Raw genomic sequence first — 25,169 nt, 5'->3', positions numbered from 1 at the left:
GACCATTCCGATGGGGCCACCTTGGGCCAAGGTGTCACGTATAGCTAATGACCGGCTGGTCATAGGCAGCACACCGCTTCGAGCCGGGCGAAGACATGCTCAAGGCGCTCCGCCGCGAGCTTGCCGAAGAGCTCGCCCTCAGCCGCGAGCGCGGAGGCCTGGACCTCGGCACCGGGCCGGTCAGCCTCGTCCTCGCGGTGGTCATCGCGGCGAGCGTGGGGTGGCTGAGCACCGGCGAGCGACGCGCCGCGCGGGCAATGGCCTGACGTTTCCTGGCATGCCCTGTCGTCGCGGGCGTCGAGACATGTGGCGCCCGACTGGCGACAACCGCGAGCGTGTGGGGCACCCCTATCGCCGGTCGGGCTTCCGCACGCCGGGGGCGCATCCGGCCCGGTGGGAACGTGCTCCGGCGGGCCGGGCCCGTACGCACTACCGTCGGCGGCATGACACGCCATTTGCGTGGCCGGGCAGTTGCCGCCGCGCTCGCCACCGTCTTCGCCCTGATCGCCGCGCCGAGAACGACTGCTGCCGCCTCGGCAGTTCAACAGCCGGCGTGGGGTAGCTGTGTGCGTGGCTCCGACGACAGCGCGGGCAGGGAGTTGGAGGCGGCGGGCGCACGGTGCGCGCAGCTGGCCGTCCCACTGGACCACACACGACCCGGCGGCCGGACCCTGACCGTCGCCCTCGCCCGCATCCCGGCGGCGGACACGGCCCACCGCGTCGGCGCCCTGGTGGTCAACGAGGGTGGCCCTGGGGATCCGGTCATCGACTTCCTCCCCGCCCGTCGCGCGGCGTTGGGTACCACCGGCGCCCGTTTCGACCTGGTGGGTGTCGATCCGCGGTTCACCGGCCGGAGCACCCCGCTGGACTGCGGCTGGGACACCGGCAGCTACTTCCGGTCGGCAGGCCACGACCGGGCCGGCTTCCGACGCACGGCCGCCCTTGAGCAGGACCTCGCGCGACGCTGCCGCGCCCGCGCCGGCGCCCGGGACCTGTTGCCCTTCGCCTCGACCCGTGACGTCGCCCGTGATCTGGACCTGGTCCGCGCGGCCTTGGGCGAGCAGCGCCTTTCGTACCTGGGGATCTCCTACGGGACGTACCTGGGCGAGGTGTACACGGCGATGTTCCCCGGCCGCACCGACCGGATGGTCCTGGACGGCGTGCACGAACCGGGCCACCTTGCCCCCTGGCCCGAGTACGGCACCGAGAGCGTCAACGAGGAGGCGCTGCGGCACTGGGCCACCTGGGCCGCCGCCCGGAACGGCACGTACGGGCTGGGGGTGAGCGCCGACGCCGTACTCTCCACCGTCGCTCAGATCACCGCGGCATCCGCCCAGCGGCCGTTGCGCGTCGGTGACTACCTGCTGGACGAACACGTGGTGCCCGTGCTCTTCTACGGGGTGCTCGGCGACGATACCGAGGCGACCGACGCGCAGATCGCGGTGATGACCGGCACCCTCAGGCAAGCCGCCACGACGGGACGTGCCGAACCCGACCCCGGACTCGCCGAGTTGCTGCCGTCCCTGCTGTCCGCCCAGGGCTCGGCGTACGCGAGCGCGCAGACGGCGTTCCTGTGCGCCGACACACCCGGACCGCGCGATACGGAAGTATTCTGGCACGCGGTGCAACGCTCGCGGCAGAGGCACCCTCTGTTCGGCCCGCTGCTCAACAACACCACCCCGTGCGCCTTCTGGGCCCCACCACGCGAGCGGCCCACCACCATCGGCGGCGACACCGCCGCGCTGATGGTCAACGCCACCGGGGACCCACGGGTGCCGTACGACGAGGCAAGGGCCATGCACACGCGATGGCCCTCGTCCCGGATGATCACGGTGACGGACTCGTTCCGCCACGCGGTCTACGGCGCCGATTACGGCAACGCCTGTGTGAACGACACCATCAACGCCTATCTGGCGAGCGGCAACCTGCCCCCGGCCGACCTGAAGTGCGCTGCCGGCCGTCCGGAACGCATGGGCCACTCCAAGCCCACCACTTCGCCGGAGATCCCGACCGTCGCTTCACAGGGCCGCGTCCCACGGCGATGACCTGGTCGGCGTCGTCCGGCGCACCCAGATATCAACGTTGGCCGTCGGTGGCGTGAGGCGAGCCTTCCGGAACGGCTCATGTGCGGATCCCGCCCAAAGGTGCGAGCATCGCCGAGCCACCTGGAAGGGGAAATGACGTGAATGAGCCCGCGGTTCGGCCGAACGAGACGACGGTGCCGTTGATGCCGTGCGCGTCAGTGGGGAGACCCTGACGTTCTACGAGGCGCTGGGGTTCGAGGTGATCTACAAGCAGAGCAAGCCCTATGTGTCCCTGATGCTGCGGTGGAGCAATGCCGTGCTCGCGATCACATGCCTGCCGCAGCAGTCCGGGTACAACAAGTGGCTGCGAGCAGCGTTGCCCTGGTCAAGAAGGCCATCCGGCTGCCGACCACGGACACGGACTTCTGGTTCAATATCCACTGGATCGTGGACTCAACGCCGGTGGAGTGCGGCCGCTCACGGCCCACCGCCCCGTACAACGCTTCGACGTGGGCCTCGTCTTGGCCGCCAGCGAGCCCCACCGGCGGCCGACCCGCCACAGAATCGGCATCAAACCATGCTGTACCGAATAAACAGCAAATCCTAGAAACTCCGTAGCAAATTATCCCCGTAGGTACATCTCGCGTCGGATGCAGGGCTCATGGTCTACGGAGTCGATGCACTGAATACGCACATTTCTCCGGGCCCGCAGGCTCTGCGCCACCCACGGACCCGGCTGTCACGTGGCGTCGTCAGCAGCTACCGCACGCCGAGTAGACGTAGTACGGCTGGGAGCACACCCCTCCGCTGCAGTCCTGGCACATGTACTGGCAGTACAGGGCGTGTTCGTCTGGAGGCCCGCATGCGCGCCCGGGACGACATCGCCACGATGTTCTGCAAACGCATGGCGGCGAAGGCGAAGAAGTCCCACGAGGAGCTGGCGGAGATCCACCGTCAGCAGCAGGAGATCGTGGAGGCCCTGATCGGCAACTACAGCCCCCTGCTCCAGCAGGTCGACAAGGAGGGGGCCCGCGCAGACGGCGCGGGCGAGGGCGGCGGCGCTGACGAAGCAGGCCCTGGACGCGCTGGAGGGTCTGGAGGAGGACGCCAGTGCGGCCGAGGTTGCCAAGCGCCTGGAGGGGAAGGTCTCCCCGGCGTTTCTGGTGCTGGCCGAGGGACTGATGGTGCAGGCGAACGGCCTGGGCTCGCTGCTGTCGGCGGTGGAGCGACTGGGCGGGTTCGAGGCCCAGTACGCGCAGATCGAGAAGGTCTCCGCCCACCACGGCGACAACTGGGAGGTGCTGCCGCACGGGCATCTCAAGGCGGACCGGCCGGTGATGTCCGACCTGACCGGCGTGATCGGGCTGAAGGCCACCAGCGAGGACGCGAGCGTCCTGGATGCGCTGGAGCACGCGACGGCGTAACGCACCCCGGCCCGCGACTCCATCCCCGACCGCGACGTGGAGGGCAAGGAGATCAACGTCTCTTTCGAGACCCAGAACTGGCAGAAGGTCATCCGCGACCGCCTCCGGCCCGGCTACTCGTACCCGGCCAGCGCCGCACCTTCTGACCCGCGCCCTCCCCCAGTCGTCATGCTCCTTTGTCACCGGCGTGGCGCATGGCGTTCGAGGTGTCTGGTGATGCGGCGGGCGGCGAATGCGGTGCCGACGACGAAGCGCAGCATGGGCCCGAACATGGGTACGCCCTCCGCCCCACCCGACAGCCTTCGGCCGACAACGGACCTGCCCGCCACCGGACTGGTTGTCCGGTGGGAAGGGCGGCTGCGGATGGTTCCCACGTTCACCACGAAATCGATCAAGGAGGGAGGTGTCCACCTATACCCCGGCAGCCTCGACATGCCTACGCCGCAGGCTTTCAACATGGCCTCCCCGCCGGACCCGCGATCCGGCTTCGGAGTTGAACGTCACCAAACGAGCGACGGTCACGCGCTGCATCTCGACCCGTATCCGTCAGGTTTGAGCCGAGTGCGACAGTTACAGGGCTTCGGGCAGTGGTTCCTCGCGTACACCTTCTCCTCGCCGCCAGCCGGACCCGGGCCGTCTGACAGTGCCGACCCGTCCCGTACGTTGCCGGGGCTGCTCTCACCGTTGTGCGCGTTTGACCCTCACTCGATTTCATGGCGCCTCGTGGCGCACCCCGGGATGTCGCACACTACGGGCTATGCACCAAGGCCGCCGGGACAGGGCACGTCGCGCGTTCGATTCGGGTGGCGTTGCCGCTAGAACACTCCCCTCCGATCGGATGAACTGGCTTTCGTACCCGGACCGACAGGCTGGGCGCTGGGCACGGTAGATGCGAAGGCAAGCGGTCCATGGTGCCGGCAACAGCCGGATCACCTGCATGCGCATCGCCGTCCGGCTGCGCTGTGCCAGGAGAGGGTCTGCATGGTGCATCGGGACATCTATCTGCGCATCGAGCCGGTGGCCGGGTACAGCCCTCTGGCTCCCGAACCCTGTGCGCGGTACTTCGGGCGGGACTTCATGCGGAACCCGGGCCACGAGATCGGCCGGGTGTCCGCCCAGGAGATCTTCGCGTCGACGTTCGACGCCTTGGTCTACCGCCAGTACCGGGACCCCGCCTACACCATGCCGGTGACCGACAAGCTCATCGATGCCGACATCAACGAGCCGGCCTGGGATCGCCGGGTGCCGGGGTGCGTGCTGTACGCGGACATCGGAGACACCCTCGACATCCACGTACGCAACGCGGACCCGGACGCCTGCCACAGCTTCCACCTCCACGGGCTGCTGTACGGAATCGCCTCGGACGGGGCGTGGCCACTGGGGGTGCGCAGCCGCGACGGGCGGCGCAGTGACGAGATCCTGCCCGGGCAGGACTGGACATACCGCTTCGAGGCCACCGCCGAGACGGTCGGGGTCTGGGCGTTCCACGACCATCACCAGGAGGTCCAGCGGTGGGTGCGGCGCGGGCTGTTCGGTGCGCTCATCGTCCGTGAGCGGGCGGCGGCACCCCATGTGGATCACGAGATCCCGCTGTTCGTGCACAGTCTCGCCGGAGACGCGGCGGTCTCCGGCTTCGAGAGTCCGACGCTGGGGACCGGTCAGCAGTTTGAGCATGTCTTCGACAACCAGCAGACGTCGTATCCGTACCACTGCAAGATCCATGGCGTCACGATGTCGGGGACGGTGCAGGTGGTCGCGGGCGCCCCCGCGACCGTCGGCGTCACGGCCAAGGACAACCTCTTCGATCCCGCCGCCGTCCAGGTCGCGCCGGGCGGCAAGGTGGTGTGGACCAACGCCGGCCAGCACGAGCACATCGTTTTCGCGCCCGGCGCGGGTGGTTCCTCGCTGTGCCTCAACGGCCGCAGCTACGTCGGCAACACGCCCACCATCGTCGCCGACGCCGGGCAGCGCCTGCGCTGGTACCTGATCAACCTCGACCTGGCGACCGAGTGGCACAACGTCCACACCCACGCGGCGAGGTGGAAGATCCCCACCCCGCCGGGCGGCTCGGCCGACGTGCACCCGCTCAGCCCGACCGAGGGCTTCACCATCGACACCGTCGTCCCCACCCCCTTCCCGGTGCTGCCGCCCGAGATCGAGGCCCTTCAGCACCAGCATCCGCACGACGCCTGCCGACAGACGATCACCGGCGACTTCCTCTTCCACTGCCACATCGAATCGCACATGATGCAGGGCCTGGCCGGTCTGGTGCGAGCCCGTCAGCAGCTGTGGCTCACCCCACACGCCGTCGACGCCTGCGAGATCCTGCTCCCGTACGCCGACGTCGACGACTGCGGTCCGGACGTGGACGGCACCCGCGGCTGCCCGGACTCGGGGATGACGCACATGGACATGCCGGGCATGGGCATGGACGTGCCGGGCCCGGGCGGCGGGATGGCGATGCCCGGCATGGGCGACGCCATGGCCGGTATGGGCGGCGTCATGGCCGCCATGGACGGTGCCATGAGCACCGACGCGGTGCTGGCCACGGCCGCGAGTCAGGGCATGTGGGAACTGCTGCCCTGCGACTCGATCACCCTCGCCGTGCATTTCGCCCTGCTGCACACCGGAAAGCTGGCCATCTTCTCCGGATCCGGCAACTACCCGCCGCGGCACGACTCCCACACCAACGGCTCGGTGCTGTGGGACTACCGCACCGGCGCCTTCACCCAGCCGCCGATCAGCTACGACACGTTCTGCTGCGGCCAGGCGACCCTGCCCAACGGCGACCTGCTCGCGGCCGGCGGCACCGAGCAGTACGACCCGTTCCACGGCCTGCCGAACGCGGCGATCCTCAGCGCCACCGCGGGAACGTGGACCAACGTCGCCGACATGGCCGACGGCCGCTGGTATCCCACCCTGGTCTCGCTCGCGGACGGCCGCGTCCTCGCGGTCTCCGGCCTCAACAAGACCGGCGGGGGCAACGACACCCCCGAGATCTACGACCCCGCCACCAATACATGGACCCCGACCACCGCCCGCACACCCGGCTGGCCCCTCTACCCGCACCTCTTCCTGCTGCGCGACGGCCGGATCTTCTGGACCGGCGCCTCGCTCGGCACCACAGGACTGCCCGCCCAGACCATCAGCCTCGGCTCGACAACAACCACCCCCGTCCCCGGGCTGACCCTCCCGGACAACCGCGACCAGGCCGCCAGCGTGTTGCTCCCGCCCGCCCAGGACCAGAAGGTCATGGTGATGGGCGGCCTGGGTGGCACCGGCGCCACCCCCAACGCCGACATCGCCGACCTCTCGGGCCCGAACCCCCACTACACCCCCACCGCCCCCATGCACTTGGGCCGCACCCGCCTGAACGCCGTGCTACTGCCGGACCGCACCGTCTTCGTCAGCGGCGGCGGCGCCCAGGGCGAGGCGGCCCCCGTCCTGCAGTCCGAGATCTACGACCCGCAGACCGGAACGTGGACGCTCGCGGCCACCGCGACCGTGCCACGCCTCTACCACTCGGTGGCAGCCCTGCTCCCGGACGGCCGCGTCGCAACAGCCGGGTCCAACCCCAACCGCGGAGACGACGAACTGCGCATCGAGCTCTTCCACCCTCCGTACCTCTTCCGCGGCGCGCGCCCGCACATCGAGGACGCGCCCACCGAGATGCGCTACGGAGGCCAGTACATCCTGCGCACCCCGCAAGCACGCGAGACCATGTGGGTGCAACTGATGCGCCCGATGGCCACGACCCACTCGACCGACAGCCAGCAACGCCTCCTCGACATCCCCTTCACGGTCAACGGCCTCTGCGAGCTGACCATCACGCTGACGGACAAGCCGAACCTGGCCCCGCCCGGATGGTGGATGCTCACCATCGTCGACCACAACCGTCTGCCCTCCTGCGCCCGCTGGGTCCACCTCAGCACATGACCCACTGGAAGACGGCGGTTCCGCCGTCCACTTCTTCCCCCCACCAGCTCTCCGACGGTTTCACCCACGGCTGGAAGCGTGAGGAGATCCGCCCCTTCGAAGGGGACGCCCACATCGACTGTGGTTTGTTCTCCATGAGCTTGCTCCGTTTTGACGGACATGTTGGTTGTGTCGGTCAGGGCACGAGGTCGGTTTCGTATTCGGCGGGGCTGCGGTAGCCGAGGCTGCTGTGCAGACGACGTGAGTTGTACCAGCCCTCGATGAAATCGAAGACCGCCGTTCGGGCGAGGGCCCGGCTGGGCCAGGGACGTGTGCCCAGCAACTCCCGTTTGATGGTGGCGAAGAACGACTCGGCGAGCGCGTTGTCCCAGCACTGTCCAGTGCGACCGACCGAGAGTCGGATGCCGAACTCCGCACTCAGAGCGGCGAATTCGGCGATGGTGTACTGGCATCCACGGTCCGAGTGGAAGATCACCGCCTGGGCCGGGCGGCGCTGGCGGCAGGCAGCCTTGAGGGCCTCGGAGACCAGCTCGGTCCGCAGATGCCCGGCGGTGGCCCAGCCGACCACCCGGCGGGAGGCGATGTCGATGACGGTGGCCAGGTACAGCCATCCTTCTTCACACCTGGCTCCAGCGTCAGCCCAAGTGACCGGGGCTCTGCGGCCCGCCGCCCGGGCTATGTCACACCGCGCACCAGGAGGACGGGTCCCCCGGCCGCGGCGAGGCGGTCCCGGGAGATCTCCTGGTACTCGGGCGAGTCCGCCCACGCGGTGAACGCGTCGTGGTCCGGGAAGGCCAGGAGGACGACCTTGTCCCGGTCCCACTGTCCTTCGACCACCCGCGGCCGCTCGTCGGCCGCCAGCAGCCGGCCGCCGTAACGGGTGAGTACGGACGCGAACCGGGCCGCGTAGGACTCGTAGCGGGGACGGTCGTGGATGGAGAGCTGGGCTATCGCGTAAACGGTCATGGCGTTCTCCGGTCGTCGGGGCCGACGGGGTCGGGGTGCTCGTAGCGGAAAGGGTGGTCCCGCGTATCGCCCTGGCGCCAGAGGGTGCTGAGGGCCCGGTTGGCGGCGCGTTCCTCGTCGAGGTCGGCGGGCAGGGGCAGGTGGAGGGCGGTGAGCAGGTCGAAGCGGTGGAGGTCGAAGGCGGCGGCCACAGATTCCCCGTACTCGATCGCGGCGTGCACGGCCGCCGTGTAGGCGATCCGGGAGGCGGCGAGGAGGGCGGCCGCGAGGAGCAGCCACCAGCCGGAGCGCCAGAGCAGCCAGCCGGACAAGGGGGCGCAGAGGGCGGCGGTCACGCTGAGCCGGGCGGCCGCGTCCATGCTGGTGCGGCGTTCGGCCACCCTCGCCGCGATCCGGTCGCCGAGCAGGGGTTCGAGCCGGGTCCAGACCACGACGGCGTCGAGCCCGTACCGTCGTCCGGCCCGGGCCTCGACGGCGGTCAGCGCGTTGCCGAGGGCGGTCGGCCGGAGCAGTTCGTCGCGGACGGGGAAGCGGGCGCGCTGCCGCTCGCCGTGCTCACCCATGCGCTGCGCCAGGTGCCGGGCGTCGGCGGGTGTCAGCGTGTCCGGTACGGGCCTGGCGCCGACCGCGTCGCGGCGGCGCTTCTGCCGTGCGACGCACCGGGTGCTCAGCCACGCCAGCCGGCGCGGCCAGTAGCCCTCCAGCCAGCGGACGAGAGGCAGTTGCAGCGGCATCGTGACCAGCCCGGCCAGGAGGACCACGAGGAGGAGCGACAGGACCTCGCCGGTGGCGAGGTACTCGGCCGTGCGCCAGGCCCGCGAGAACCGTACGGGGCCGGGGGCGCCGGCCCAGCGCAGGGTGAGCAGGAAGGCGGCCGCCGCCGCGGTCGGCAGGATCGACACCAGGACGAGTCGTCTGGTGAGCGCGGAGGTGACGGGCTGGGTGAGGAAGTCGAGGTTCATCGCTCGATCCGCGTGAGGGAGCCGTGCTCGGGAGCCCTGGCGCACAGGGGCGGTTCGTCGTCGTCCAGGTGTGTGAGGACCTGGAGGCCGGCGCACTGCGAGCAGGTGAAGTAGAGCAGTTCGTAGCCGGTGGAGTAGCCGGGCAGGGCGCCTCCGGTGTCGCCGTCCGAGCGGAGCGGCGGCTCGTCGGGATCGTCGACGACGTCACGGGGGACGAGTCCGATGGTGGTGCCGTCGGCGGCCAGGGCGACGACGTCGATGCCGGGGTCCCGTGCGAAGAGCGCGGTGAGCGATTCACGGAGGTCGCCGCGCAGGGGCGGGTCGGTGAGGTCGATACGGAAGACGGTGGGGGCACGGGTGCCGGGATCGGCGCTCGGGTCGATCAACGCGCGGTAGCGGTGGCGTAGTTCGTCCAGGGGCACGGAGTCTGTTCCTTGTCCGGTGGAAGGGACGTCACGGGCCGACGTGCTGGTGCGAGGCCCACAGTTCGGGTCGGCCGGGGGCGGCGGAGCGGGCCGCGCGGACGGCGGAGTCGAGAGCGTGCGCGGGGCCGGGGGCTCGTGCGGGAGTCGTTCCCTTCGGGATCAGCTGCTGGTAGAAGGCCCGGGCGAGCGCGCTCGCGGCGGCGTCGCGCACCGGCCACAGGGTGCCGATCACGTCGCGGTATCCGGCGAGATGGAGAGCGGCCGTCACGTGGAGCGACTCGTCGGCCAGCGCCGTCGCGCCGCGGGCCGTTCCGCAGCCGGAGAGGAAGGCGAGGCCGGCGTCGGGCAGGGACAGCCCGTCCACGGTCTCGGGTGACAGGAGCTTGCCGTCCCCGAGGACCAGACCGCCGGCGGCGGTGGCCCGGCCGCCGTCGGGCGCGGCGATCGCGTGGCCGGCGAAATGGAGCCACGGATGACCGGGCAGGGCGGCCAGCACGTCCTCCTTGCGGGCTTCGTCCGCGAGGAGGACGTGCCCGGCGCGCACGATCTCCTGGACGTCCTCGGCCTCCTCCACGGCCGCTCTCAGCCGCCGGGGATGGCCGGTGGCGCCGGGCGCGGCGACGGAGAGCACGCTCGGCGGGCCGTCCGGTGCCGTACGCAGCCGGGCGTGCCGCAGCGAGCGCAGGGTGGGCGCGTAGGAGGAGACGACGCGGTCCAGGGCGCTCTCCCCCGCGACCGGTACGTCTCCGGCGAACCGCCCGGCCGCGTGCAGGGGCAGGAAGGCGGCGGGGCCGGAGGGGATCCACCACAGCCGGGGCCGGTCGTCGGGCGAGGCGGGCGGCGCGGGGTGCCCCAGGGCGTCGAGCACGGGCCCGGCGAGGCCCTGCCACAGCTCGGTGAGCACGTGGCGCACCGCCTCGGCGGTGGCCTCGGTCAGCCGGGACACCCAGTCGCCCGCCTGTTCGCGGCTGACGCCCGGCAGGGGGACGGCGTCGACGCCGTCCGGGGTGACGAGGAGGGCGTGGGACCGGCGCTGGTGCAGGGTGACGGCCACCAGCGGTCCGGCGCCGGCGAGTTCGCGCAGACGCGGTCCGGTGGGGAGGCCGAGGAAGTCCTCGAAGCCGGGGAGCCCGCGGATGTGCTCCCGTTCGGATTCCCAGCGGGCGGCGGCCCGGCGCCGCCGGACGGAGTCGTTCCGTGCTGCCTCCAGCTCGGCCGAGGCCGCCTCGAACCGGTCGGCTGAGGCCGGGAACGCGCGGCGCAGCGTGCCGAGATCGCTCATCGAGCCGAGCCGCGCCGCCGACAGCAGCCCGCGCGCCGACTCCAGCAGGACGAGCGCCTCCTCGGGGCCGGTCCCCGCGAGCAGGGCGGCCGCGCACGCCTGGTCGGCCAGCCCGCCGGTGTACAGGGCCAGCATCCGCTCCCGGTCGCCGGGGGCGGTCCGCGGCGACACCAGCTCCCCCGCGGCCCGTACTGCGGTGGCGAGCGCGGGGGCGGCGGCGGGCCAGTCGTCGAGGTCCCCGGCGGCCCCGGCCATGATCCCGGCGTGGAGCACGAGCGTCAGCGGGGAGACGGCCGGGAGCCCGGTGAGCTGCCGGCTGGTCTCCTGGGCGCGGGCCCAGGCGTCCGCCGACTCCTCCCCCTCGGTGTTGACGGCCTGCAATACCTCGGTACGGGCGACCAGTTCCAGGGCCTTGGCGACCTCGTGGTCCTTGAGCTGGTGTACGGAGAGGCGCTGGAAGCGGTCCTGTTCGCCCTCCTCCAGGCGTAGCGGACCGGCGGGGGAAGCCGGCGTTCCCAGGCGGGGCGCTATCCAGTCCCGGTGTTGCCGCCCCAGGGCGATCAGCTCCTCGAGCGGCGGCTCCTCACCGGTCTCCAGCGCGCGCGCCCGGGCCTCGGTCGACTGCGCCGTACGCCGGTGTCCGGCGACGCTCTCCTGGATCTGCCGATCGTCAGGGGCGAGGGCGGCCAGTTCATCGACACGAGCGAGGAATTCCCCGCACGCCGCCCGTACGGCCGCCGGATTCCTGTCCTCCAGCGCCTGCTCGGTCTTGCTGAACAAGGAGGTCGTGGCCTCCCAGAAAGCCGCGGTGATCCAGTGCCTGCGGTTCGCCCGGCCGGTCACGTCCTCCGCGGCGAGGACGGCGCGCGGGGCGGGTGCCGAGGCGTCGGCCGCGTTCGCGGTGAACAGCACGTCCAGCCGGGAATCCCCCTCCCCGATCCGCTGGTAGCGCGCTTCGAGCACCTCCTTGAGACTTCCGCGGGCGTCGGCGAGCGTGATGGCGCGCTCGGCAGCGTCCTCGGTCGGGTCGGTGGCCACCGGGCGTCCGACGCCCTCGATGACGGAACGGTAGAAGTCGACCGGCTCGTCGAAGGCCGCCGGGTCCGGCGAGCGGCTCGCCACCATGGTTTTGACCTTGCCGAGTGCCCGCGCGGCCCGCGCGTGTTCCACGGACCCGGGCGGCGCGCAGCGGTATGCGTTCTCGGCGGCGGTGGCCTGCTCGGAGAAGAAGTACGCGTCACCGGTATGCACGAACAGGACGAACATGTGCGTGGCCAGCTGCAGCCAGGTGGACGACCGCCCGACGGCATCGTGCTGCTGGGCGACCTCCAGGCGGCTGTGCCGCCGCAGTTCGTCCCGGATCACAGGATCCTCCGGACGTGCGAGCAGCAACTGCCCCAACGACGCGGTCTGCGTGTGGAGCATCAGCAGGTGGTCCGTGTCGTCGTCCTCCACCACGGCCAGCGCGCGACGCCCCGCCTCCACCGCTCTCAGGCATATGTCGAAGGGCGGCGGGCGCAGCCCAGGAGTGGCGGAGACCAGCCCTTCTTGAAGGACCGCCCCGTTCAGGTGCATCTGCAGGATCAACAGGACCTGCGCTTCCCATGGATGCCCTTCCGGGATCACGGCGACGGCCTCCTCCGCCGCCCGCAGCACCTCTTCGGAGCTGATCCTGCCGGCCGCGATCGCGACGCCCCCGAGGCTGCGGGCCACACGCACTCGGGCCACGAGCCCGAGCCAGTGGCCGCCCGGCACCCGCGCGGTGACCCGCCGCGCCAGATCGGCCGAGGCGGCGTAGTCCGGCGGGTCCGCCCGCAGGAGTTTCCTGGACCGGATGTGGTCCGCGACCTCCTGCCACACGCCGCCCCAGCCGAGTCCTTCCCGTACGAAGCGCGCTGCTTGGTCGAGGGCTTCACCGTGGTCGTCGGCCAGCGCCGACAGCCCGTCCACGGTGAACTGCTCGCGCCGCGCGGAGCGCAGCGGCTCCGGCAGCAGGCCGGGCGCGCAGCGGAAGGTCATCTCCAGCCAGTCGGCGGCGAACCGCAGCTCCTCGCGGTCCCCGCCGTCCAGGGCCCGGCACCACGCCAGCAGCCCCATTAGCTGTACGTTCAGGATGTCGCTCCAGCGGCCGTACTCGGTGTCGGCGAGCAGCTCCGCCCGCGCCGATTCCATGGCCGCGCCCCGTAACAGCGCCGGTCGCGCCGCCTCCCCCTCGCGCCCCGCGAAGCCGCGAAGGCACGCCACGAACTCCCTCTGCGGGGACGGAAGTTCGCTTTCGAACTCTCTTCCGGTCATGGGGAGATAATGAGGCATCGGAACACCTTATGGACCAGGAAGGCGGCAACTGGCCGGCGAATCGGAGACCGTCCTCTTTCCCTTCGGCTTTCCCTCGGTCGTGGCGAACCTCGCGACACGTCCGCCGGCTTGGTGCCGCGGACACCGTTCCCATGGCCGGATCGCGCCTCCGCTCCATTGACTCCGGCATCCGCGAGGGATTGGCTGCCCTCCGCATCAGCCAGCTGCATATGCGCGATTTCGCGAGGGGGAACCCATGCGTCACCTCAGACACGCCGCCGTGGTGGCGGTGCTCCTGGGCGCCTGCGCCACGACCCTGCCGACGGCTGCCGATGCACGCGAACGGCACCCGTCGACCGAGCAGGTGAGCACCGCCGCGGACGGCACTCCGGCGAACGACTACGTGGAGGGCGGCAGCATCAGCGCCGACGGCCGCTACGTGACCTTCTCCTCCCGGGCGACCAACCTCGTCCCCGGCGCCGCCGACAACCACGTCAAGGTCTTCGTCAAGGACCTGCGGACCGGCGGGATCGAGCTGATCAGCACCACCGTCGACGGCAAGCCCGCCACCGACGATTCGTGGTCGGAGAGCATCAGCGGGGACGGCCGCTACGTCGTCTTCTCGTCGTACGCGACCGACCTGACCGAAGACAGACGCACGGGCGCCCGCAAGTCCGATGTCTTTGTGCGCGACCGGCGGACGGGCCGGACCGAGATCCTCGTCAAGAGCGCGGATACTTCCGACTTCGCCCACAGCCTGACCGGCAAGATCAGCGACGACGGCCGCTACGTCGCCTTCGTCTCCAACCGGAAGGACCTGGTCCAGGACGGCGACAGCACGACCAACGTGTACCTCCGGGACCGCTGGAAGAAGACCACCCAGCGGGTGACCGTGAACAGCGACGGCAGCCGGCCGCCGTGGGGCACTTTCCTCTCACCGGTGATCAGCGCGGACGGTAGCAAGGTCGGGTTCAGAACCAACGCTGACCTCACCGACAAGCCGGCCGCACGGCCCAAGGCGGGACACGGGAGCGATCCGTACCGCAACTCCTACGTGCACGACATCCGCACCGGCCGTACACAGCTCGCCGCCCACGCACTCGATGGCACTCCCGTCAAAGCCGCCTGGTTCAACCTCAGCCCCGACGGCCGCTACGCACTCTTCTCGACCGGTGCACCGGGCATGGTGGAAGGCGACACCCACGACGTGACCGACGCCTTCGCCACGGACCTGGTCACCGGCAAGACCCAGCGTGTCAGCACCGGCCCGGACGGCGAACTGGCCAACTCGGGCTCGTACACGGGCGCCCTCATGAGCGCCGACAACCGCAGGGTCTTCTTCAGCTCCCGGGCCACCAACCTCGTACCGGACGACACCAACAAAGCCGACGACGTCTTCGTACGGGACCTCGCAACCGACACTGTCGAGCGCGTCAGTGTCGGGACCGACGGAGCGCAGCGGCCGGACATCACTGTCCTGCTGGGGGTCGACCGAAGCGGGGACAGCGTGCTCTTCAGCGGCCAGTCGGCCTTGGCCACGCCTGGCAATCCCTACCCCGTGATCGGCCTCTTCGTACGCCACCTCACATGAGGTCCTGAGAAGGGTGTAGCTCGTTTCGAGGGACGGGTTGGGGCAGTCGGGGCAGACGCTTGGCACGTGACCTGAACTGGGCGCTACGTGGCAGTAGGCCGTATTCGTACTAGCTCCAGCCGCACGAGACCGGCAACCCTTGGGCCGGTGCAGATGGCCGGCGACGGCAGTCGCGTCAAAGGTCATGCAAAATCCGACTGAAAGAGGAAGTAATGCGATCTTCTCTAACAAGGGCGCTCGTCACCACGGCTGCCGTCGTCGGGATTGCCGCTGGGAGTCTTGCGGGCGCGAGTGCGAGCTTCGCGGCCCCCCAGGAGGCTGCCCTGCCCGCGGTCAGCAGCCCGCGCGTCGCCCCCCTCGCAGTGAACAACCTCGGACTGGACACGGCCAGGGCCATGAACTGGCAGAGCTGCCTGAACGCCTGGGGCTTCAACGCCGGAACCGTCGACGGGCAGCTGGGCACCAACAGCTGGAAGGCAGCGCAGGGGATGCTCAACGCCTGGGGCTACAACGCCGGTACCGTCGACGGGATCGTCGGGCCCAATACGATCACGGCGCTGCAGAGGTTCCTGAACGCCGTTGGCTACAACGCCGGAGCCCTCGATGGGATCGCCGGACCACAAACCAGGGCCGCGTTCTGGAATTACAACGCCACGGGCTGCTGAGCCAACCCCGAGCCTCGGGCTACTGACCTGTGCCCATGAGGTTTTCGGTTCCCAGCCCGACACCCACGGCGACCTCCTTCGCCCTCAGCGGCGTGCCCACATCGGCCAACGCCTCCAGCACGTCCTGGTAGGACGCCGCATCCAGGACCGGCTCCCACGGCGGCACCGTGAGCACGCCGATCACCGAACGCGGACCCGGCACAGACACCCGAGGTTCGTTCTCCACTGCCTCCGGCACGGCCTGCGAGCCGCTTCCGGCGAGGACCTCATCCACCGTCTCCCGCGTGATCCGCAGCCGATCCAGCCGCCCCTCCTCTGCCGCAAGCTGCCGGGTCAGCTCCTCGATCCGTCCCCGGAGCTCCTCAACACGAGCCCGGGCCGCCAACTCCCGCGGCCGTGGACGAGGCACTGCCGGGCTATGCCGCCGAACGGCGGCTGCGGGTGGCGATGCCGCGCCACTGCTTCAAGCGGATGATGCACCGCTCGACCGTGTTGCGCTGCTTGTATGCCTCGCGGTCGAAGGCGTGTGGCCGGCCGCCACGGCTGCCTCTCCGCGGTCGATGACCCTGCTGGTCCGCCGGGACGGGGATCACCGCTCGGATGCTGCGCTTCGTCAGGTGGTCGCGAATGGCGCGTGAGGAGTACGCCTAATGGGAAGCGAACGTCGGCGGTAGCTGCCGTTCTGGGGCGCGAGCCGAGCCTTTGAGTATGCCCGGGCCTGAGAGCCCTGTTGACAAGACGAGGCTGGCTCGCGTCCAGCAGTCTGAACGTGAGTGCTCGGAACCAGGTGCGGTTCTGTCTGTATGGGCATGGAAGCGGTCCTATTGCTGCGGGCAGGACCGTCTGCGACCACCGGGCGGTTTGCTGTCCGTAGTCCGAGCCGGTTGTGCGGATCACCTCTCAGCTCTGCCTTGAGCTTTCAGCTCTGACACGGACCGAGGACCGTTTGACTCGCTGGGGTTGCGAACGGCTGGTGGGATGACGTGCCTTGAGCACTTCCTTTAGGGAGCACGCGCACCCTGCACAGGCTCTGGCCTGGGAAAAGAGTCATGCCGAAGGAGAAACAGATGGAGATCACCGGGTTACCGACGCCAGTGTTCTGTGGCGTGGACTGGGCCGAAGACCACCACGACATCGCGCCGGTCGATGCGGGCGGAATGCAGCTCGCCAAGGTGCGGATCAGCGACGATGCTGCAGGGTTTGGCCGGCTCATGGCCTTGCTGGCTGAGCACGGCGATAGAGAGGACGCCCCGATCCCGGTGGCGATCGAGACGTCACGCGGCCTGCTTGTCGCCTGCTTGCGGGTCACCGGCCGGCCGGTCTTCGCGATCAATCCGCTGGCAACTGCCCACTACCGGGACCGCCACTCCGTCGCCCGCAAGAAGTCAGACGCCGTCGATGCCGCGGCCCTGGCCAACATCCTGCGAACCGACATGGCCGCCCACCGGCCACTGCCGAACGACTCCGAGCTCGTGCAGGCCATTGCCGTGCTCGCCCGGGCCCAACAAGACGCCGTCTGGGCCCGCGGCCAGGCCCACAACAAGCTTCATTCTCAGCTCAGAGAGTTCTACCCGGCGATCCTCGACGCCTTCGCCCCGCACAAACACGGCCTGCGCTCGAGGGAAGCACGCACCATCCTGGCGGCGATTCCGACGCCGGGCATGGCTGCGAAGCTGACACGGCGGCGCCTGCAGTCCCTGCTCAAGCAGGCCGGCCGGGTCCGCGGCATCCAGGCCGAAGCCGAAAGGCTCCACGAGGTCTTCAAACGCGACTACCTCCACCAGCTCCCGCAGGTCGAGGCGGCTCTCGGGCACCAGACTTCCGCTCTGCTCAGGCAGCTGAACACCGCCTGCGGCAACGCTGACCAGCTCGAGGAAGCCGCCACACACGCCTTCGAGGAGCATCCGGACGCACCGATCATCCGCCGTGGCGGACTTCGGAGAGATATCAGGCCAGAAACAAGCCATGACGGCACGCGCCCACCCAGGAACAAACCTCGCGAGGTTACGCAACACCGAAGCGCCCGCAACCTCACTCCCCCTATCACGCTCCGTCACCATCGGCCGCGGCGTCGCCATCGCCCTTCTCCGGCGTCACACCACACGCCCAGAGAGCCTGACCACCCATCAGCTAGGTCAGCAATAGGTCAGCATCGGACCCGTCGGAACCCGACACGGACCGCCCATAGGCGCCAAGAACGCGTGATCGCCAGATCGTGTCATCAGGGTTCCGCCCGACCCCCAGGAGCTGACCGGGAGGCCGCACACCCGACTCCGCTCCTCGTTGGATTCATACAATCCGACCATCGACACGGAAGCTCTCCCGCTCGAGGAAGCCGACGGACCCGAAGTCGTCTCCAGCGCGCACCCAGCCACCCTCGAGTGCCGCGTGCCACGATGGCCGGGCGATGCCCGGACGCCCACGGGGAAGACCGGGGAAGATCCCCGACCCCCGTGGCGTTGACGCTCGCACCAGCCTTCGACCGCACAGCGACAGGAGTGGACCACCGCAATGCCCAGCACCCCCGCCACCACGGCAACCGCACAGATCGGCGTCACCGGGCTCGCCGTCATGGGCAGCAACCTCGCCCGCAACTTCGCACGTCACGGCCACACCGTCGCCGTCCACAACCGCACAAGTGCCAAGACCAAGGCCCTCGTCGACCAGCACGGCCACGAGGGCGACTTCGTCCCCTCCGAGACCGCCGAGGAATTCGTCGCCTCCCTCGTCAAGCCCCGCCGCATCATCATCATGGTCAAGGCCGGCGAGGCCACCGACGCCGTCATCGACGAGTTCGCACCCCTCCTCGACGAGGGCGACGTCATCATCGACGGCGGCAACGCCCACTTCGCCGACACCCGACGCCGCGAGAAGGACCTCCGCGACAAGGGCATCCACTTCGTCGGCGCCGGCATCTCGGGTGGCGAGGAGGGCGCCCTCAACGGGCCTTCCATCATGCCCGGCGGTTCGGCCGAGTCCTACAAGTCGCTCGGTCCCCTCCTGGAGTCCATCGCCGCCAAGGCCGAGGACGGCACCCCCTGCGCCGTCCACGTCGGCCCCGACGGCGCCGGGCACTTCGTCAAGATGGTGCACAACGGCATCGAGTACGCCGACATGCAGCTGATCGCCGAGGCGTACGACCTGCTGCGCTCGGTCGGCGGGTTCTCGCCGGAGCGGATCGCGGAGATCTTCCGCACCTGGAACGCCGGGCGGCTGGACTCGTACCTCATCGAGATCACCGCCGAGGTGCTCGCCCACAAGGACGCCGCCACCGGCCGCCCGTTCGTGGACGTCGTGGCGGACGAGGCCGAGCAGAAGGGCACCGGCCGGTGGACGGTGCAGACGGCGCTGGACCTCGGGGTGCCGGTGTCCGGGATCGCCGAGGCCGTGTTCGCCCGTTCCGTCTCCGGGCACAAGGAGCTGCGCGAGGCGGCGAACGGTCTGCCCGGTCCGTCGGCAGAGCCCCTCTCCCCCGCCGAGGCCGAGGAGTTCGCCGCGCGCGTGGAGGAGGCGCTCTACGCGTCGAAGGTCGTGTCCTACGCCCAGGGCTGGAACATGATCGCCAAGGCGAGCGAGGAGTACGGCTGGGACATCGACCTGGGCGCGATGGCCGCCATCTGGCGCGGCGGCTGCATCATCCGGGCGGCCTTCCTCGACCGCATCCGCGCCGCGTTCGCGACCGACCCCCAGCTGCCCACCCTGCTGGCGGACCGTCAGTTCGCCGAGGAGGTCGGCCGGGCCCAGGACGCGTGGCGCGAGGTCGTCGCCACCGCCGTGCGCCGCGGGGTGCCGACGCCGGGCTTCTCCGCCGCCCTGGCCTACTACGACGCGCTGCGCGCCGAGCGGCTGCCGGCCGCCCTGACCCAGGGGCAGCGGGACTTCTTCGGTGCCCACACCTACCGGCGCACCGACCGCGAGGGCTCCTTCCACACCCTCTGGAGCGGTGACCGCGGCGAGGAGCGGACCGCCTGACGAATCCGTGGGCGATGGTGCCCCGCGGCGTTCCGGCGCCGCGGGGCACCGCTATGGTCGGGCCATGCCGGACGTGCCGCAGCACCCCGATGTCGAAACGGCCCTGCGCTATCACGAGGCCGTCGCCCGCTTCGCCACGGGCGGGGAACTCGCCCGGTTCTTCCACGAGGACGCCGTCCACCACGAGCTGCCCAACGCCCTCTTCCCCGAGGGCGTCGTGCGCGATCTGCCCGCGATCCTGGCCGCGGCGGAGCGGGGCCGTGACCTCCTCGCCGAGCAGCGCTTCGAGGTGACGGGCGCGGTCGCGGCCGGGGACCGGGTGGCCCTGGAGGTCGTCTGGTCGGGCACGCTGGGCGTGCCCCTGGGGGAGCTGCCCGCCGGGCACGTTCTGCGCGCCCACATCGCGACGTTCCTGGAATTCCGGGACGGAAGGATCGTCTCGCAGCGCAACTACGACTGCTACGAGAGGCCTTGAGACCCGGTCGGCTCGGTCGGCTTATTCGGGGACTGTGCTGCTCGCGTGACAGCGCACATCATGAGCGGCGTCGTTCGACGCGGGAGATTTCCGCGCACCGAATCCGGGAGGTCCGATGCAGCACCGCTCACCGTCCCGCCGCACCGCCCTCAGATCCGCCCTCGGCACGGCCCTCGCCCTGGGCTGCACCAGTCCCGCCGCGGCCGCCGTCACGGCAGGACGGTCCGCCGGGCAGGGCGGGGTCTTCCGGGACGTACGCGCCTTCCACGGCACCTGGGAAGGGGTGTACGACGGCCGGCGGGCACGGCTGAGGATCGTCGTCGTGCGGCAGTCCCCCAGCACCCGGCACACCCTCTACCTCACCCTCACCGACCTCGACCGGGACGAGGCCTTCACCGGCAGCCTTGAGGACGTCCCCGCGACCTCCCACCTGGCCGGCGGCATCACGCTGCGCGGGTCCGCCGCCCTCACCCTGCGCGCCCTGATGGTGCACACCCAGGACACCGACCGGCTCTCGGGGACGGGTGTGCGGGACGGCCGCGGCTTCCCCCTGTCCTTCCGCCGCTCCGGCACGGGCCCCGGCTACGTACAGAACCGGCCGTTCCGCGACTACCGCGACTGGTACGCCGGGGACGGCGGCTACGTCGGCGACCTCGACGGCCGTCCCGCCGAGCTGACCGTACGCCGCGAGATCACCCTGGAAGGGGCCTTCATCGGCTTCCGGCTGGCGGATCTCGACCGGGGCATGTCCTGGGGCGCCGCCCTGCGCGAGTCCGAGGTCCAGCGCTGGTCCTACGACCGGCAGCGCGACCCGCTCGGGGGTGTGGCGCTGACGCCCGCGCGGTTCCTGGACGAGCCCCTCCGGGTCGACTCCCTGTACTGGCACGGCGCGAACACCGGCTATGTCTCGGGCGCGAGCGCCGGACCGGGCGGCCCGTACGGGATGTCCTTCGTCCGGCGGGCCGCCCCGCCCGCGTAGGGCCGTCCGTCAGTCGTCGACGGCGCCGCCCGTCGCCGTGCCCTCCTTGATGTCGGAGATCGCCTTCGTGGCGATGTCCGACTGCACGCTGAGGTAGGTGTACGTCGGCTTCTTCTCGTCACCCCAGGTCAGCCGGACCTTCGTCCAGGTGTGCCCGGCGCCGCTGTTGTCGTAGGTCACCTGCCAGGCGCGCGGGGTGTTCTGCGCGCGGAGCACGCCGTCCGCGGCGTTCTTCCGCTCCCAGGTCTCCAGACGGGTGCGGAACTCCTTGGTGAGGTAGTGCGCGCGCAGGGCGTTGGACAGGGTGGTGTCGGGCGTGCCCGTACGGGCGTCGACGTAGGCACCGTAGAAGGACGCCACCCGGTCGACGACCGAGGACGTGCCTCCCTGTCGCGTCTGTGGAGCGTCGTCCGCCGCCGTGGCGGCGGGCCGGGTGGAGGCCCCGGCGGAGGCCGCGAAGGCGACGGCCGGGACGGTGAGCGCGGCCAGCAGGGCGAATGCCGCCCCGGAGCGCCAGGTGGATCGGGTCTTACGCATGGCTCCCCCTCGGTCGCCGGGTGTCTCTTTGCGGCACCCGGGTTCTCGTATTCATCTTGTACAGCGGGCGAGTTGACGGAACAGTTCCCTCCTGAACTCCCGAACTCCTCAACTCCTGAAGCCGACACCCCGTCAGGGGTACGGGAAGAGAAAGGTGTCCGCCATATGCGCGTCCTGCGAAGAGCGTTCGTCGTCCTCCTCTCCGTTGCCTCCTCCTTTCTTTCCCTCTTCGTCGTCGCGCCGGCCGCCGTCGGCCATGCCCCGCCGGATCCGGTGATCTTCGTGCACGGCCGGAACGCGGGGCCGGGCGTCTGGGGCGGGATGCGCGCGGACTTCTCCCGGAACGGCTACCCGGAGGACCGGCTTTATGCGTGGTCGTACGACACGAGTCAGTCGTCGAACGAGGTACTGGCAGGCCGGTTCGCGGCCTATGTCGACGAGGTACTGGCCCGGACCGGGGCCACGCGCGTGGACGTCGTGGCGCACAGCCTGGGCAGTCTGCCGACCCGCTGGTACCTCGCGTTCGGCGGTGGGGCGGCGGCCGGCCGGGTCGGTCACTGGGCGTCGCTGGCCGGGCCCAACCACGGGACGTCACTAGCCTGGGCGTGCGCGCTGTGGGACCAGGGATGCCGCGACATGACGCCCGGCTCGTACATGCTGCGGAAGCTCAACTCCGGTGACGAGACGCCCGGTTCCGTCCGGTACGCCACCTGGCGGTCGTCGTGCGACGAGCAGATCGCCCCGGTGGAGAGCACGGCGCTGGCGGGCGCCGTCAACACGCGTACGGCCAACTGTCTGAAGCACAACGACCTGCTGGCCGACGGCGAGGTGGCACGACAGGTCCGCGCCTTCCTCACCACCGGTCCACAGTAGTCACGTCAGCACATCCCGGGCCGGGGCCGGTGCGGCGGGCAGGGAGACGACCATCGTCAGCCCGCCCCCCGGGGTGTCCTCGGGGGTGAGCGTGCCGCCCATCGCCTCGGTCAGGCCCCGGGACAGCGCGAGGCCCAGGCCGAGCCCGGTGGTGTTGTCGGTGTCCCCGAGCCGCTGGAAGGGCGCGAAGGCGCGCTCGCGGTCGGCGGGCCGCAGGCCCGGGCCCCGGTCGACGACCCGCAGCTCCACCCGGGAGGCGAGCACGCTGGCCGCGACGGTGACCGGGCGGCCGGGCGGGGAGTGCCGGGCGGCGTTGGCCACCAGGTTGGCCAGGACGCGCTCCAGCAGGGGCGGGTCGGCGAGGACGTCGGGAACCCGCTCCAGGTCCTGGGCGGCCACCCGGCACTCCGGCGCCTCCGGCAGGCTGTCCAGGGCCAGGGGCAGGACCTCGACGAGCGCGGTGGGGCGCAGGCTCAGGGTCAGGGCGCCCGCCTGGAGGCGGCTCATGTCGAGGAGGTTGTCGACGAGCCGGTTAAGCTTGGTCATCGACTCGTCGGCGGTGGCCAGCAGTTCCTCGCGGTCCTCGGGCGAGAAGTCGACCTCCCGGCTGCGCAGGGAGCTGACGGCGGCCCAGCCGCTGGCGAGCGGGGTGCGCAGATCGTGGCTGACCGCGGCCAGGAGGGCGGTGCGCATCCGGTCGGCGGCCCGCACCGGTTCGATCTCGGCGGCCGCCTCGGCCAGCCGGGCGCGCTCCACGGCGGCCGTCAGATGGGCGGCGAAGGCGGCGAGCACCCGGCGGTCGGAGGCGGGCAGCGCCCGGCCGCGCAGGACGAGTTCGGCGTCCTCCCCTATCGGCGTCCTGATCTCCTCGGCCGAGGCGCGCCCGGAGCCGTCGCGGGCCGCGGCCGGGGCGGCCTCGCGGTCGCGGGCCCGGGGGCGCAGCTCGGCCGACTCCATGCCGAAGGTCCGGCGTGTGCGCTCCAGCAGGTCGGGTACTTCCTGTTCGCCCCGGAGGATGCCGCCGGCCAGCGAGGACAGGGTCTCGGCCGCGGCGGTGGCGCTCGCGGCGCGGCGGCTCAGGCGCAGCGAGCGGTCCACCACGGCCGCGACCGTGACGGCGACGAGGGCGAACACGACGAGCGCGAGGATGTTGTTGGCGCCGTGGATGGTGAAACGGCCCGCCGGGGGAATGAAGTAGTAGTTGAGCAGGAGCGAGGCCGTCAGGGAGGCCAGCAGCGCGGAGACCACCCCGCCGATGCAGGCCACTCCGACGACGGCGACGAGGAAGAGCAGGGCCTCGCTGGTCAGGTTGAGGCCGAGGGCCTCGGCGGCCGCGCCCGCGCGCAGGACCGCGGTCAGCAGGAAGGGCAGGAGCAGTCCGGCCACGGGCCCGCAGATCCGGCGTGCGCGGGAGAGGCCGCTGCCCGGGACGGGCGGGCCGGACCCCCGGCCGGCACGCTCGTGGGTGACGATGTGGACGTCGATGTCGCCGGACATCTCGACGACGCTGTCGCCCACGCCGCGCGCGGCGAGAACGCGGGCCGGCCGGCCGCGGCGGCTGACGCCGACGACGAGCTGGGTTGCGTTCTCGGCCCGGGCGAAGTCCATGAGCGCGGTGGGCACCCGGTCGCCGACGACCGTGTGGTAGGTGCCGCCGAGGCTCTCGACGAGCCGGCGCTGCCCGGCCAGCGCGGCGGGCGAGGCGCCGGCGAGCCCGTCGCTGCGGGTGACGTGCACGGCCAGCAGGTCGCCGCCGGAGGAACGGGCGGCGATCCGGGCGGCCCGGCGGATGAGGGTGTCGCCCTCGGGGCCGCCGGTGAGCGCGACGACGACGCGTTCCCGGGTCTCCCAGACGCCGCCGATGCCATGCTCGGCGCGGTAGCGCTGAAGCGTTTCGTCGACGCGTTCGGCGAGCCACAGCAGGGCCAGCTCGCGGAGGGCGGTGAGGTTGCCGACGCGGAAGTAGTGCGAGAGCGCCGCGTCGATCTTCTCGGGGGCGTAGATGTTGCCGTGGGCCATGCGGCGGCGCAGCGCCTCGGGGGCCATGTCGACGAGCTCGATCTGGTGGGCGCGGCGTACGGCGTCGTCCGGCACGGTCTCCCGCTGCGGCACCCCGGTGATCTTCTCGACGACGTCGCTGAGGGATTCCAGGTGCTGGATGTTGACGGTGGTCATCACGTCGATTCCCGCGGCGAGCAGTTCCTCGACGTCCTGCCAGCGCTTGGTGTTGCCGGTGCCGGGCACGTTGGTGTGGGCGAGTTCGTCGATGAGGACCACGGCGGGGCGGCGGACGAGCACGGCGGCGAGGTCGAGTTCGGTGAACTCCATGCCCCGGTGGTCGCGGTGGAGGCGCGGGAGCACCTCCAGTCCTTCGAGCATCTCCTCGGTGTGCGGGCGGTGGTGGCACTCGGCGTAGGCCACCACGACGTCGGTGCCGCGCAGGGCGCGGCGCCATCCTTCGTCCAGCATGCGGTACGTCTTGCCGACTCCGGGGGCAGCGCCGAGAAAGACCTTCAGTCTGCCGGGGCGGGGGCCCGGAGTTTCAGGCGGAGCGCCGGCCTGGGTCATGGGTGTTCCTTCTTGTCGGGGGCGGGTCGAAATCGCCCGGTGCGGAGGGGTACATGGCCATCGTCGGCCGATCCGGGCCGTGGGCGGAGGTGCGGGGACGGACGTTGACGCGTTCCTGACTTCGGCAGGTCACGGGCGGGGTGAGGGCGGGGCGGGGGGCGGGCGTAAGCCGGTGGATTTCTTCCGGGAGTGCCG

Annotated in this window: 18 protein-coding genes and 2 pseudogenes; 11 read left to right on the top strand and 9 right to left on the bottom strand. The window is 70.9% G+C overall.

The window, feature by feature from the left end; genetic code table 11:
• The first annotated feature begins 95 nt into the window (after positions 1-95).
• The 4 genes from AB0E98_RS22590 to AB0E98_RS22575 all read left to right on the top strand — a co-directional run bounded on the left by AB0E98_RS22590 (position 96) and on the right by AB0E98_RS22575 (position 7,384).
• A complete protein-coding gene (locus AB0E98_RS22590) occupies positions 96-266 on the top strand; it encodes a hypothetical protein (protein ID WP_361705397.1) in 171 nt (56 codons plus the stop codon).
• Between the two features lie 177 nt (positions 267-443).
• Positions 444-2,045, top strand: coding sequence for an alpha/beta fold hydrolase (locus tag AB0E98_RS22585; RefSeq protein WP_361705396.1), 1,602 nt, complete (start codon positions 444-446; stop codon positions 2,043-2,045).
• 1,160 nt (positions 2,046-3,205) lie between these two features.
• On the top strand, positions 3,206-3,448 hold the full coding sequence (locus AB0E98_RS22580) for a hypothetical protein (RefSeq protein ID WP_361705395.1): 243 nt from the start codon (positions 3,206-3,208) through the stop codon (positions 3,446-3,448).
• A 981-nt stretch (positions 3,449-4,429) separates the two neighbouring features.
• Positions 4,430-7,384, top strand: coding sequence for a galactose oxidase-like domain-containing protein (locus AB0E98_RS22575; RefSeq protein WP_361705392.1), 2,955 nt, complete (start codon positions 4,430-4,432; stop codon positions 7,382-7,384).
• Positions 7,385-7,559: 175 nt separating this feature from the next.
• Here the strand turns inward: AB0E98_RS22575 and AB0E98_RS22570 are convergent, their stop codons facing one another.
• Genes AB0E98_RS22570 through AB0E98_RS22550 form a run of 5 tightly spaced genes read right to left on the bottom strand, consistent with a single transcriptional unit; the run spans position 7,560 to position 13,314 of the window.
• Positions 7,560-8,150: an IS3 family transposase gene (locus AB0E98_RS22570; protein WP_361705390.1), complete on the bottom strand. Its 591-nt coding sequence runs from the start codon at positions 8,148-8,150 to the stop codon at positions 7,560-7,562.
• Positions 8,060-8,350: a DUF1330 domain-containing protein gene (locus AB0E98_RS22565; RefSeq protein WP_361705387.1), complete on the bottom strand. Its 291-nt coding sequence runs from the start codon at positions 8,348-8,350 to the stop codon at positions 8,060-8,062. The genes AB0E98_RS22570 and AB0E98_RS22565 overlap by 91 nt, the downstream gene beginning before the upstream one ends.
• Positions 8,347-9,312 carry a hypothetical protein gene (locus AB0E98_RS22560; protein WP_361705384.1) on the bottom strand — a complete coding sequence of 322 codons (966 nt, stop codon included), beginning with the start codon at positions 9,310-9,312 and terminating at the stop codon, positions 8,347-8,349. Before AB0E98_RS22560 ends, AB0E98_RS22565 begins: the two co-directional genes overlap by 4 nt.
• The gene (locus AB0E98_RS22555) at positions 9,309-9,734 is read right to left on the bottom strand and encodes a hypothetical protein (RefSeq protein ID WP_361705381.1); all 426 of its coding nucleotides are present in this window, start codon (positions 9,732-9,734) and stop codon (positions 9,309-9,311) included. The genes AB0E98_RS22560 and AB0E98_RS22555 overlap by 4 nt, the downstream gene beginning before the upstream one ends.
• Before the next feature lie 31 nt (positions 9,735-9,765).
• Positions 9,766-13,314 (bottom strand): CHAT domain-containing protein, encoded by a 3,549-nt coding sequence (locus AB0E98_RS22550; protein ID WP_361705378.1) that lies wholly within the window; start codon positions 13,312-13,314, stop codon positions 9,766-9,768.
• Positions 13,315-13,570: 256 nt separating this feature from the next.
• Here AB0E98_RS22550 and AB0E98_RS22545 point away from each other — a divergent pair, with 256 nt between their 5' ends.
• Both AB0E98_RS22545 and AB0E98_RS22540 read left to right on the top strand, forming a co-directional pair.
• Positions 13,571-14,905: a hypothetical protein gene (locus AB0E98_RS22545; RefSeq protein ID WP_361705376.1), complete on the top strand. Its 1,335-nt coding sequence runs from the start codon at positions 13,571-13,573 to the stop codon at positions 14,903-14,905.
• 212 nt (positions 14,906-15,117) lie between these two features.
• Positions 15,118-15,570: a peptidoglycan-binding protein gene (locus AB0E98_RS22540; RefSeq protein ID WP_361705374.1), complete on the top strand. Its 453-nt coding sequence runs from the start codon at positions 15,118-15,120 to the stop codon at positions 15,568-15,570.
• A 19-nt stretch (positions 15,571-15,589) separates the two neighbouring features.
• On the opposite strand, the gene AB0E98_RS22535 is transcribed toward AB0E98_RS22540, so the two are convergent.
• Both AB0E98_RS22535 and AB0E98_RS22530 read right to left on the bottom strand, forming a co-directional pair.
• Positions 15,590-15,844 (bottom strand): hypothetical protein, encoded by a 255-nt coding sequence (locus tag AB0E98_RS22535; RefSeq protein WP_361705371.1) that lies wholly within the window; start codon positions 15,842-15,844, stop codon positions 15,590-15,592.
• Positions 15,845-15,986: 142 nt separating this feature from the next.
• Positions 15,987-16,217: pseudogene (locus tag AB0E98_RS22530) on the bottom strand (transposase); the annotation flags it as partial.
• 420 nt (positions 16,218-16,637) lie between these two features.
• Between AB0E98_RS22530 and AB0E98_RS22525 the strand changes: the two are divergent.
• The 4 genes and pseudogenes from AB0E98_RS22525 to AB0E98_RS22510 form a co-directional block, all read left to right on the top strand.
• Positions 16,638-17,492: pseudogene (locus AB0E98_RS22525) on the top strand (IS110 family transposase); the annotation flags it as partial.
• Between the two features lie 589 nt (positions 17,493-18,081).
• The gene (gene gndA / locus AB0E98_RS22520; RefSeq protein WP_361705369.1) at positions 18,082-19,542 is read left to right on the top strand and encodes an NADP-dependent phosphogluconate dehydrogenase; all 1,461 of its coding nucleotides are present in this window, start codon (positions 18,082-18,084) and stop codon (positions 19,540-19,542) included.
• Positions 19,543-19,606: 64 nt separating this feature from the next.
• A complete protein-coding gene (locus tag AB0E98_RS22515) occupies positions 19,607-20,017 on the top strand; it encodes a nuclear transport factor 2 family protein (protein WP_361705366.1) in 411 nt (136 codons plus the stop codon).
• Positions 20,018-20,132: 115 nt separating this feature from the next.
• Positions 20,133-20,996 (top strand): hypothetical protein, encoded by an 864-nt coding sequence (locus tag AB0E98_RS22510; RefSeq protein WP_361705364.1) that lies wholly within the window; start codon positions 20,133-20,135, stop codon positions 20,994-20,996.
• Positions 20,997-21,005: 9 nt separating this feature from the next.
• Here the strand turns inward: AB0E98_RS22510 and AB0E98_RS22505 are convergent, their stop codons facing one another.
• Entirely contained in the window at positions 21,006-21,533 is a 528-nt protein-coding gene (locus tag AB0E98_RS22505; protein WP_361705361.1) for a hypothetical protein, read from the bottom strand.
• A gap of 165 nt (positions 21,534-21,698) precedes the next feature.
• Here AB0E98_RS22505 and AB0E98_RS22500 point away from each other — a divergent pair, with 165 nt between their 5' ends.
• Entirely contained in the window at positions 21,699-22,406 is a 708-nt protein-coding gene (locus tag AB0E98_RS22500) for a triacylglycerol lipase (protein WP_361705358.1), read from the top strand.
• Here AB0E98_RS22500 and AB0E98_RS22495 read toward each other — a convergent pair whose 3' ends face one another.
• A complete protein-coding gene (locus tag AB0E98_RS22495; RefSeq protein ID WP_361705356.1) occupies positions 22,407-24,974 on the bottom strand; it encodes an ATP-binding protein in 2,568 nt (855 codons plus the stop codon). It lies immediately after the preceding gene.
• Between the last annotated feature and the right edge of the window lie 195 nt (positions 24,975-25,169).

Source organism: Streptomyces sp. NPDC037389 (genome assembly GCF_040636475.1).
Lineage (GTDB): Bacteria > Actinomycetota > Actinomycetes > Streptomycetales > Streptomycetaceae > Streptomyces > Streptomyces hesseae.
The sequence above is the reverse complement of the archived record's forward strand: the minus strand, read 5'-3'. Positions and strand labels throughout refer to the sequence as shown.